Source organism: Pauljensenia hongkongensis (genome assembly GCF_001746855.1).
GTDB classification, from domain to species: domain Bacteria; phylum Actinomycetota; class Actinomycetes; order Actinomycetales; family Actinomycetaceae; genus Pauljensenia; species Pauljensenia hongkongensis.
In genome coordinates this window covers 538,391-546,588 of record NZ_CP017298.1, presented here as the reverse complement: position 1 = coordinate 546,588, position 8,198 = coordinate 538,391, and the positions used below count along the sequence as shown (strand labels likewise).

Genomic DNA, 8,198 nt, shown 5'->3' with positions numbered 1-8,198 from the left:
CCAAACCAGCACGCGCGCGCGACCACGCAACAACGCGGGCACACACCCACGCGACCACGCGGGCACACAACAACGCGAGGACACCAAGACATTCGTCCGCCGTTTCCCCGTTCAATGTGTGGGATGCTTGTTCCTATGGCAGAAGCAGAACCAACCAAACCCCACCACCCGTCGCCGGAGGGGGCGGGCGACATCCTCAACCAGCGCATCGCCGCGCACGACAGGCTCGCCTCCCAATCCCAGGTCGTCCTCCGGCTCGGGCAAATGCTCCTCTCCTTCGGCGCCAGCGCGTACAGGGTGAAGAAGTCGATGGCGGATCTGGCCCGCGCGGTCGGCATTTCCGATCACAGGGCCCAGGTCACCTACACCGAAATCATTGCGACGGCCTACGCCAATGGCACGTTCCGCACCGAGCTGGCCGAGCAACGGCTCATGGGAGTCAACGCCGACAAGATCGACAGGCTCAACAACTACGTGGTGTCCTTGCGGGGTAGGTCCGTGCGCGTTGAGGACGTCTCCGACGAGCTCGACGCTGTCGCGCGGATCCCGGCGCTGTACGACTGGTTCAGTAACGCGCTCGCCTCGGGCCTGGCATGCGCGGCCTTCGCTTTCCTCAACGGCGGGGGATGGGTGGAGTGCTCCGCGGTCGCGGTCGCCTCGTTCTTCGGCCAGGCGCTGAGGCGCCAGATGCTGCACCGCCACATGAACCACTTCGGCGTGTGGATGGCGTGCGGCGCCCTGGCGTCCCTCATCTACATCCTCCTCGTCGCCCCCGCCCAGCACTTCCTCGGCGTCGAGGCCACCCATCAGGCGGGCTTCATATCCGCCCTGCTCTTCCTGGTTCCCGGCTTCCCCCTGGTCACGGGCCTGATCGACCTGGTGCGCCAGGACTTCCAAGGGGGCATAGGCAGGCTCGTCTACGTCTTCATGCTGGTGGCGAGCGCAGGTGTCGCCGTATGGGCCGTCTCGGCGGTCTTCGGCTGGTCTGTCGCTCCGCAGTACACGATCGAGTTGGTTCCGTGGCTCCACTTCCTCCTGCGCTTCCTCACCAGCTTCGTCGCCGCCTACGGCTTCGCGATCCTCTTCAACTCCCCCCATCGGGTGTGCTTCGCCGCCGCGCTCATCGGCGCCGTCATCAACACCGGGCGGATCGCGCTGGTGCTGCTGGCGGGCATGCCCGTGCCAGCGGCCGTGGGACTCGCGGCCCTAGCGGCAGGCCTGCTGGCGGTCGCCGTGGCCAAGCGGACGCGCTTCTCGCGGGTGACGCTGTCGGTGCCCGCCGTCGTCATCATGATCCCCGGAGTCCCCCTTTACAGGGCACTCACCAACCTCAACAACCAGCAGATCGACGACGCGCTCAGCGCCCTGTTCACGGTGCTCTTCACTATTGTCGCCATTGGCATGGGCCTGGCGCTGTCGCGCATGCTCACCGATAAGAACTGGCTCATGGAGAGCCAGGAAAGGGTCCCCAACCTGTGGGACTACGAGAAGGAGGAAGACGCATGAGGTTCACCCTCGAGATGTCCGCCAAGCCACTCGGGCTCTCGTGCTCGTACGACATGACCGCCCAGGAGATCTCCGCAGTCGGGCGCAATATCGCCATCACCGTAGCGGCCATCACCCTGAGCCAGATCGCCGTCGCCCTGATCCTGCGGCGCGTTCGGGCGCGCGGGTCGAGGTGCCGGTGCGAGCCTCCCGAGGAGCGGTCCGTTAACGGCGGCGAGGGGCGCGGGAGCTGACCGCACGCAGTCGTTGCGGTCCCCGCCGTCCACGGAAGCGCCGGGTGCTGCGCGGTGAAGAAGAGCAGGAATAAGGAGCGGGGCCGGTCTGGGGGGACCGGCCCCGCTCTGTGAGTGGAGAGGGGTGGTGTCGGAGGTTTCTCCACTCACCGCAGGACGCGCGGAGTCGGGTGTGCTCTCCGCGTGTCAGAGTCTCAGGCGCCTCCGAGGATCTGCGCTACGACTATCTTACCAACCATCGCCACCGGATACACAAGGGCGTAGCCGAGTGCGACGCGCGGGTCCGCGTTGGTCCTCCCGTTGGCGAAGGCGAGCACGGCGGGCTGCGTCTGGGCGCCGCCGAGCAGGCCAGCCAGCCTGGTCCCGCCCATGCGGAACACCCACCGCATCGTCACGTAGAGGCCGATCGCCATGATGGAGGTCATCATCGCGCCCAGCAGGAAGATCCGGATCCACGCGCCGGACGTGAACGCCTCGAGGATCTGCCCCCCGGCGGTGGCGCCGGCCTGTGCGAGGAAGATCAGCAGGCCGAGCTCGGAGAGCACCTGGCAGGTCGTGAAGGGCAGAGCGGTGGCGATCGGGCCGATGCGCCCGATGCGCCCGAAGATCAATCCGACGATCAGCGTCCCGGCGGCGGAGCCGATGGAGAAGTAGTCGCCGCTGGGGGTCAGGATCGGCAACTCGCCGATGGCGATGCCCAGCGCCATGCCCAGGCCGAAGGCGATCGGGTTGAGGTCCGTCAGGCCCCGGCTCGAATCGCCGAAGAACTTCGTGATGTCGTTCATGCGCGAGGTGGGGGCGACGACGCGCACGCGGTCGCCCTCCTGCAGGACCAGCCCGGGCTCGGCGACCATATCGACGTCGCCGCGGCGCACCCGCGAGATCGTTGCGGAGAACTCCTTCGTCAGCCCCAGGGAGGCGACGGTCCGCCCGGCGACCCGGGGGTTGGAGATGGTCATGCGCCGGAAGTCCAAGTAGGAGCGGTCCTGCATGAGGGAGTGGGACGAGGCGTGCCCGAGTTCGACTGCGGCGCGCGCCACGAGCTCGCGGGGCCCCACGACCGTCACGAGGTCGCCCGGGTCCAGCGTGTCGGACATGGAGGGGCGTGTGATCGGGCCGGTCTCCCCGCGCCGCAGGCGGGAGAAGGTGATCTTCTCGCCGAGCCTCTCGTAGATGTCGCCCACGAAGGGGTGGTCCTCGCGTTCGACGCGGATCGTGCGGTTCGACAGGGGGGAGGGGGCGTCCTTGTCGTTCTTCCCGTACGACAGGGCCGCCATGGAGGCGGCGAGCATCCCGATGACGCCGAAGAGGTAGGCGATGGAGTAGCCGACGGTCGCCATGGGCGCGTTGCCCGAAGCGTCGCCCGCGGCCGCCAGGGCGGGGGTGTTGGTGAGCGCTCCCGCGAAGGTGCCCGCGATGAGGGGGACCTCCATGCCCAGGGCCTTGCCGACGTACAGGCCGCCGATCGCGGCGACCGCGTACAGCGCCACCATCGTGAGGATCGGGCCGATCGCTGTCTTGAGGTTGTGGAAGAAGGAGGCGCCCGAGTTGATCCCGATGGCGAAGGTGAACAGAGTCAGGCCCAGGGTGCCCAGCTGGGGCGTCACGCGGAGCTCGACCCCGTAGGACTGGGCCCACGCCGCGATGACGATGGCGAAGAAGAGCACGGCTGCTGCTCCGAGGCCGATACCCCTGATCTTGATGTGCCCGAAGGCCATGCCGATCCCCACTAGGAGGAACAGGAAGAGCACCGGCTGTTTCGCCAGTATCTCGAATACGGTTTCCAAGGTAGAGAACTCCATCGTTGTCGAGGTTCGAAGACGCGGATCACTCGCTGTTGCGGACCCTACATATGCTAGCCGGGCGCCCGGCGCGGCGCAGGGCCTTTCGCCGGTGCGTGTCAGCGGCCGACGGGCGCCCGGGGTCCGTAGTATGAGACGGACGGGGAAACAGCGGACGCGGAGGCATACCGTTGGGGCGTGCTCAAGATTGACGCGATCGAACTGCCCGCCCTGGTCCTTGTACCCGGGCGTGCGATTCCTGCCGCGTGAAACATGGATGGATCGCACGCCTCGTCCCCCTCGCGCAAGCGCCGGGGATTTTTTCATAGGAACGATCAGATCAGCGACATGAGAGGACCAGCGGTGACGACCACTGCACAACCGATCCCGATGACTGGCGCCGAAGCCATCGTCGCAAGCCTTGAAGCCCTCGGCGTCACCGACGTCTTCGGAATGCCCGGAGGCGCGATCCTGCCGACCTACGACCCGCTCATGAGCTCGAAGCTCAACCACGTCCTCGTCCGCCATGAACAGGGGGCCGGGCACGCCGCCGAGGGGTACGCCCTGGCGACCGGACGGGTCGGGTGCGCCCTGGTGACATCCGGTCCGGGGGCGACCAACACCCTCACCGCCCTGGCGGACGCGCACATGGACTCCGTGCCCATCGTCGTGATCTCCGGCCAGGTCGGGGCCTCCCTGATCGGGACGGACGCCTTCCAGGAGGCGGACGTGGTCGGCGCGTCGATGCCGGTCACCAAGCACTCCTTCCTGGTGACCGACGCCTCGCAGATCCCCGCCCGCATCGCCGAGGCGTTCCACCTGGCCGCAACAGGGCGCCCCGGCCCCGTCCTGGTGGACATCGCGAAGAGCGCCCAGGTGGCCCAGATGGAGTTCTCGTGGCCCCCGGCCCTGGACCTGCCCGGGTACCGGGTCGCCGGCAAACCGAATATGAAACAGGTGCGCGCCGCCGCCCGCGCCATCTGCGACGCGCAGGCGCCCGTGCTCTACGTCGGCGGAGGCGTCGTCCGCTCTGGCTCCAGCGGGCCCCTGGCGCGCCTCGTCGAGGCGTCCGACGCCCCCGTGGTCACGACGCTCACCGCGCGCGGCGCCTTCCCCGACTCCGACCGACACAACCTGGGGATGCCCGGCATGCACGGCACCGTCGCCGCCGTCGGCGCCCTGCAGCGCGCGGACCTCATCGTCGCGCTCGGCACGCGCTTCGACGACCGGGTGACGGGCAAGCTCGACGCCTTCGCGCCCCGGGCGCGCGTGGTCCACATCGACATCGACGCCGCGGAGATCTCGAAGAACCGCCACGCCGACATCCCCATCGTCGCCGACCTGGCCAAGGCCCTGCCGGTGCTCGCCGACGAGGTGGCCCGCGCCTCGTCGGAGGGGAAGTCGGACATCACCGGCTGGTGGCGCTACATCGACCGGCTCCGCAAGCGCTACCCGATCGGGTGGAGCGAGCCCGAGGACGGGCGCATCGCCCCCCAGCGCGTGCTCGCGAGGCTGTCGGCCCTGGCGGGCCCCGACGCGGTCTACGTCACCGGGGTGGGCCAGCACCAGATGTGGGCCGCGCAGTTCATCGCCTACGAGCGCCCCCGCTCCTTCCTGTCCTCCTCCGGCGCGGGCACCATGGGCTACTGCGTGCCCGCCGCGATGGGCGCCCAGGTGGGGGTCCCCGATAGGGTCGTGTGGGCGATCGACGGCGACGGCTCCTTCCAGATGACCAACCAGGAGCTGGCCACCTGCTCGATCAACAACATCCCCATCAAGGTCGCCCTCATCAACAACGGCGTCCTGGGCATGGTGCGGCAGTGGCAGTCCCTGTTCTTCAAGAAGCGCTACTCCAACACGACGCTCAACCCCGCCGACGGCGACCAGATCCCCAACTTCGAGATGCTCGCCACCGCCTACGGAATGGCGGCGCGCACCGTGCGCAGCGCCGACGAGGTCGACGAGGCGATCGAGTGGGCGATGGGCATCAACGACCGCCCCGTCCTCATCGACTTCCGCGTGTCCCCGGACGCGATGGTGTGGCCGATGGTGGCCGCCGGGGTGTCCAACGACGAGATCCGCTACGCCAAGGGCATGGCCCCGAACTGGGAGGTCGAAGACTGATGGCCAACAGGCACACCCTCGCCGTGCTGGTGGAGAACAAGCCCGGCGTCCTCACCCGCGTCGCCGCGCTCTTCGCCCGCCGCGCGTTCAACATCAAATCACTGGCCGTGGGGGAGACGGAGCACCCCGAGATCTCCCGCATGACGATCATCGTGGACGCCGACGAGGCGCCCCTGGAGCAGGTCGTCAAGCAGCTCAACAAGCTGGTCAACGTCCTCAAGGTCGTCGAGATGGAGCCCGAGGAGAGCGTCGAGAGGCGCCTGCTGCTCATGAAGGTGGCCGCGGGCGACGCCACCCGCACGGGCGTGCTGCAGATCGTGGAGCTCTTCCGCGCCCACGTGGTCGACGTCCAGCACGACTCGGTGGTCATCGAGTCGGTCGGGTCCCTGTCGAAACTTGAAGCGCTGCTGGCGGCACTGGAGCCCTTCGGCGTTTCCGAACTCGTCCAGTCGGGCGCCGTGGCGATCGGCCGCGGGTCGCGTTCGATCACGGATCAACTGAAGGAGAAATAACAATGGCAGAAGTCATCTACGACGACGGCGCGGACCTGGGCCTCATCGCGTCGAAGAAGGTCGCCGTCATCGGATACGGATCGCAGGGCCACGCCCACGCGCTCAACCTCAAGGACTCCGGCGTTGACGTCATCGTCGGCCTGCGCCCCGGCTCGTCGTCGTGGGAGAAGGCCGAGGCCGCGGGCCTGGAGGTGGCCGACATCCCCGAGGCGACCGCCGCCGCCGACGTGGTCATGATCCTCACCCCCGACCAGGTGCAGCGCTTCGTGTACGCCGAGCAGATCGCCCCCAACCTCAAAGAGGGCGCCGCGCTGTTCTTCTCCCATGGCTTCAACATCCGCTACGGGTACATCGATCCGGGCGAGGGGCACGACGTGTGCATGGTGGCCCCCAAGGGCCCGGGCCACACCGTGCGCCGCCAGTACCTGGACGGCCGCGGCGTCCCCGCCATCGTCGCCGTCGAGCAGGACGCCTCCGGCGAGGCGTGGGCGCTCGCACTGTCCTACGCCAAGGGCATCGGCGCGACCCGCGCGGGCGTCATCAAGACGACCTTCACCGAGGAGACCGAGACGGACCTCTTCGGCGAGCAGGCGGTCCTGTGCGGCGGCGTCTCCCACCTCATCCAGTACGGCTTCGAGACGCTGGTCGAGGCCGGCTACCAGCCCGAGATCGCCTACTTCGAGGTCTGCCACGAGATGAAGCTCATCGTGGACCTCATCAACGAGGGCGGCATCACCAAGCAGCGCTGGTCGTGCTCCGACACTGCCGAGTACGGCGACTACGTCTCCGGCCCCCGTGTTATCGGCCCCGACGTGAAGGAGGCCATGAAGGGCGTCCTGGCCGACATCCAGGACGGGACCTTCGCGAAGCGCTTCATCGCCGACCAGGACAACGGCGGCCTGGAGTTCAAGGCGCTGCGCGCCGAGGAGGAGGCCCACCCGATCGAGAAGACCGGCCGCGAGCTGCGCGCCAAGTTCGGCTGGTCGCAGGTGGACGCCGACTACACCGAGGGCTCCGCGGCCCGCTGAGACAGCGCCGCCGGAGTGCGCCGGCCCCCGCCTCGTCCTATGCGGCGACGAGGCGGGGGCCGGTTCCGCGCAGCGGGAGGCGTTCCACGCGGCGGGGCAGTGGTGGGGGGCCGAGCGACGGGGCTTCGAACGCGCCTGGGAAGGGGCGTTCCCGCGCGGCGGGGCAGCGGGGCGCGCTGGCGCTGCGCGCGGCGCATTCGTGCCAGGGGCGCGCCCGCGCATGGCGGGCAGTGGCACGCGCCCTCCGTCCGCGTGCGGAGCACTCCCCTTGGGGGCGTGGATCGTGCGACACTTGGGGGATGGGAGACACCAGAGTGGGTGAGGGGCCGCCAGCGCCGGCGCGCCGCCTGAGGATCCTCTTCGTCATCAACAACCTCTACACGACGGGCAACGGGCTGGCCGCCTCGGCGAGGCGCACGATCGCCCTGCTGCGCGACGCCGGGCACGACGTGCGCGTGCTCAGCTCCGGCAGCGCCGACGAGTGCCGCCGGGCGGGTCTGCCCGCCCCCGACTACCCGCTCCCGGCGGCCCGCGTGCCCCTGGTCCACAGGATCATCCGCTCCCAGGGCTACGCCTTCGCGCACGCCGAGCGAAAGGCGGTCCGCGCGGGCGTCCAGTGGGCGGACGTCGTGCACCTGGAGGAGCCCTTCGGACTGCAGGCCCGGGCCGCGGCCGCCGCGCGGGCCGCCGGGACCCCCTGCCTGGGGACCTACCACATCCACCCCGAGAACATCACCGCGACCATCGGGCTCGCCGACTTGCGCCCCCTCAACGAGGCGGTCCTGGCCTCATGGGTCCGGCGCGTCTACCGCCACTGCGCCGTCGTGCAGTGCCCGTCGGAGAACGTCCGGGAGCGCCTCGCCCCGCTCGGCATCGGCGCGCGCCTGGTCACCATATCGAATGGCGTTCCCGCGCCCGCCCCTGCCGTGGCCGCGGCGCGGACGGCAGCGGACGCGGACTCGGGCGCCCCGCCCCCGCCCACCGGCACGGGCACCGCGGAGCCCGCAGAAGGGG

Annotated in this window: 7 protein-coding genes; 6 read left to right on the top strand and 1 reads right to left on the bottom strand. The window is 69.4% G+C overall.

Features of this window, described 5'->3' with window-relative positions:
• Positions 1 to 207 precede the first annotated feature (207 nt).
• Together BH719_RS02295 and BH719_RS02290 are read left to right on the top strand one after the other, a co-directional pair.
• Positions 208 to 1,506 (top strand): threonine/serine exporter family protein, encoded by a 1,299-nt coding sequence (locus BH719_RS02295; protein ID WP_034255522.1) that lies wholly within the window; start codon positions 208 to 210, stop codon positions 1,504 to 1,506.
• Positions 1,503 to 1,739, top strand: a complete 237-nt coding sequence (locus BH719_RS02290) for a hypothetical protein (protein ID WP_009743125.1) — start codon at positions 1,503 to 1,505, stop codon at positions 1,737 to 1,739. The genes BH719_RS02295 and BH719_RS02290 overlap by 4 nt, the downstream gene beginning before the upstream one ends.
• 194 nt (positions 1,740 to 1,933) lie before the next feature.
• Here BH719_RS02290 and BH719_RS02285 read toward each other — a convergent pair whose 3' ends face one another.
• A complete protein-coding gene (locus BH719_RS02285; RefSeq protein ID WP_083808169.1) occupies positions 1,934 to 3,526 on the bottom strand; it encodes an aspartate:alanine exchanger family transporter in 1,593 nt (530 codons plus the stop codon).
• 342 nt (positions 3,527 to 3,868) lie between these two features.
• On the opposite strand from BH719_RS02285, the gene BH719_RS02280 reads away from it, so the two are divergent.
• The 4 genes from BH719_RS02280 to BH719_RS02265 all read left to right on the top strand — a co-directional run.
• Complete coding sequence (locus tag BH719_RS02280; RefSeq protein WP_050790611.1) at positions 3,869 to 5,644, top strand: acetolactate synthase large subunit; 1,776 nt, start codon at positions 3,869 to 3,871, stop codon at positions 5,642 to 5,644.
• On the top strand, positions 5,644 to 6,156 hold the full coding sequence (gene ilvN, locus BH719_RS02275; RefSeq protein WP_009743122.1) for an acetolactate synthase small subunit: 513 nt from the start codon (positions 5,644 to 5,646) through the stop codon (positions 6,154 to 6,156). Before BH719_RS02280 ends, ilvN begins: the two co-directional genes overlap by 1 nt.
• Positions 6,157 to 6,158: 2 nt before the next feature.
• Positions 6,159 to 7,184 (top strand): ketol-acid reductoisomerase, encoded by a 1,026-nt coding sequence (gene ilvC / locus BH719_RS02270; protein WP_009743121.1) that lies wholly within the window; start codon positions 6,159 to 6,161, stop codon positions 7,182 to 7,184.
• 299 nt (positions 7,185 to 7,483) lie between these two features.
• The coding region (locus BH719_RS02265; RefSeq protein WP_009743120.1) for a glycosyltransferase at positions 7,484 to 8,198 on the top strand (715 nt) is incomplete at its 3' end.